This is a genomic window from Desulfococcus sp. (assembly GCF_041737845.1).
Lineage (GTDB): Bacteria > Desulfobacterota > Desulfobacteria > Desulfobacterales > Desulfococcaceae > Desulfococcus.
Genome location: NZ_JBGSQX010000154.1, coordinates 1 through 2801 on the forward strand (window position 1 = coordinate 1; position 2801 = coordinate 2801).

General features: G+C 54.4%; 2 protein-coding genes. Both read right to left on the reverse strand.

Going from position 1 to position 2801, the window contains the following annotated elements; translation table 11 throughout:
- On the reverse strand, nucleotides 1-1529 hold a 1529-nt coding region (locus tag ACEW8N_RS19250), incomplete at its 3' end, for an ABC transporter substrate-binding protein (protein WP_373501488.1).
- A 172-nt stretch (nucleotides 1530-1701) separates the two neighbouring features.
- Nucleotides 1702-2733 carry an HD-GYP domain-containing protein gene (locus tag ACEW8N_RS19255; RefSeq protein ID WP_373501489.1) on the reverse strand — a complete coding sequence of 344 codons (1032 nt, stop codon included), beginning with the start codon at nucleotides 2731-2733 and terminating at the stop codon, nucleotides 1702-1704.
- Nucleotides 2734-2801: the final 68 nt, after the last annotated feature.

The window sequence follows — 2801 nt, forward strand, 5'->3', positions numbered from 1 at the left end:
GGCATACTGGCCATCCGGTACGGCTTGTAATCCACGTTTTTATTGACCGCCAGAACCTTATTGGGGGCTGGAACAACCAGCATATAGGCATTTTCGTAGACATGGCGCATGATCTTGTCGCAGATGGCGGTGAATTCCGGCATGCCCACGGAGGCGCGAAAAAATTCATCGACATAACCGTCCAGAACCGGATCTGGGGAAATAGTGCTCCAGGAATTGTTCGTCCGGTAAAGGAGAAAAGCAGACCAGGGGTGATTGTAGAACCAGTCGTCAAGGCCCCACATCAGAAGGTCCCATGGCCTGGTGTTTTTTTTGGCGTTGGTGGTGAGCAGTTGGTTGAACACGGTTTTTTCGCTGGTGGTGATCTCGAAATCCAGCTTGACACCGACCTTTCTCAAATCGCGTGCGATCCCCTTCCAGATAAACATGAACCGATCCAGCGTAATGACTTTCAGCGTCAGTCCATTCAGAATACCCTTCAACTCGTCGCGGATTTCTTTGGGGTTCTGAATTTCGGAATAGGGCCGCAGGTTTTTGACAACCTCCCGTACGCCCGGAAACAGAGGGGAGGCCAGTGTGGGGGTGACTATTCCTTCGCCGTAATAGGCGCGCTGCAGCAGAAGGGCCTGATCGATGGCGCGATTCAGAGCGACTCTGACTTTTTTGTCCAGGAGTCTTTTATGGCCATTGCGCAGATTCATCTGAATGGCAATACTGTCGGTCGATGGCACCGAGACCAGTTTTGCATATGGCGAAGCACCGGCTCTGCATTTTATGGAAAAGGGAATCGGCATGATATCGAGTACGCCGTCCTTGTCAAACACATTCTCCATGGCGATCTTGGTATCCATCTCTGTATAGACGGTGATTGTTTCAATTTTAGGATAATTCGGGTCCCAATAATTGGGATTGGCCACCAGCACCACCTCCGGTGCCTGTCGGTCTCCCTCTGCGTATCCCGCCTTCAGGATATAGGGGCCCAACCCGTAAGGGCCGGGTTCAGCCAGATTCGGGCAGGTCAATTTCCCGTTCCAGCCGACTTTTTTAAGATAAGCGGAAGTATAGAATTGAATCCAGATGGTATCGTTCAGGAACTGGCCGTATTTTTCGGATAGGTAGAACCGAATTGTGAAATCATCGATTTTTTCCACGCGATCAAAAACTGTATCGATCTTGGTGAAAAGAAACGGTGCTTTCTTGAAGTATGTCATGTTTTCGACAACGGAATCCGCATTGAAGGGAGTCCCGTCTTGAAAAAAGACGCTTTTTCTCAGTCTGAATTCATAGGTTTTATCGTCGATCCGCCGGTGGCCGGTCGCCATATCGTAATCCCAACCTCGCTCGTTGTCTGCAGGACGCAGCAATGCACCGTTGATGGCATGAGAGATATAAATGTAGGGCAGACTCGGAATGAAAACCTTGATGTGGGATCCGGGAACCGCCCTGGCCCAGGCCTGGCCCGTCGAAATCAGCATCGCAATCATCGACAATACGCACAAACTCCTCATGATACACGTTGCCAGTCCCATTTGGTTTTCTCCTTTATCATTTTATACTTATGAGTTGTATTTGTTCAGTGAGATAGAGAAAAACATGATAATTGTCCTATGTCTCCTACGGGCGCCTTTACCCAAAAGATGCATACTGCTCACCTCCAAACAATGTCTCTCTCTTTCATCCTTCCTTATCGGGTCCGCCCGGTCAAGCCGACAGCAACACCCGCTCCTCCTCTAAGTCGGCATGTTCGAGGGCGATCTTCCTGAACTCGTCCGAGAGCTCCATAAAGACGTCCACGATATCCGGGTCGAAATGGCTTCCCCGCTCCTCCAGAATCATCGCCACCGCCGTATCATGGGGGTAGGGCGGCTTGTAGACCCGCTTGCTGATCAAGGCGTCGTAGACATCGGCAACGACCATGAGCCGTCCGAAAAGAGGGATCTCCCCACCTTTGAGGCCCTGCGGGTAGCCGGTGCCGTCCCACTTTTCGTGATGGGTGTAGGCGATTTCACGGGCGACGGAAAGGAAGGAATCCAGGCCCAGCATTTTCTCGGAGGTCAGAAGCGCGTCCCGACCATAGATGGTATGCCGCTTCATCTCCTCGAATTCATCTTCGGTCAGCTCACCGGGTTTCAGGAGGATGTTGTCCCGGACGCCCACCTTGCCGATGTCATGAAGGGGTGCGGATTTAAGCAACAGCTCGATGGCCTTGTCGTCCAGGCGACCCTGGAACTTGGGGTGGTCTTTAAGGTGCTCGGCCAATATCCGGACATAGTGCCGGGTCCGCCGGATGTGGCCCCCGGTTTCCGGGTCCCGGTATTCCGCCAGGGTCCCCATGCTCTGGATGGTCACATCCTGGGTCAGGACGAGTTGCTGGGTGCGCTCCCGCACCAACTCCTCCAGGTGATCCCGGTAGCGCTTGAAGTCGAGCTGGTTCCGGACCCTCGCCTTGACCAGCGCCGGGCTGAACGGCTTTGTGCTGTAGTCCACGGCCCGCAGGGCGAGCCCCCGGGCCTCCTCCTGCTCCTCGGACATGGCGGTGAGGAACACGATGGGGATATCCCGGGTTTTGGGCGACGCTTTCAGGCGTCTGCAAACCTCGTACCCATCCAGCAGCGAATCCGAGCGCATCAGCCGGTCGCTGCCCACCAGATAGGTCTCGTCGGTGCGGCCGAGGCCCTCGCGACCCTGCATGATCTGGTTGACCGCCGATAGAGGGATTTGCAGGACCGCCACGGCCAGAAGATCACCGCTTAAATCCTGAACCGGCGCGCCGATAAACGCGAACGGGACCCCGCCCGCCG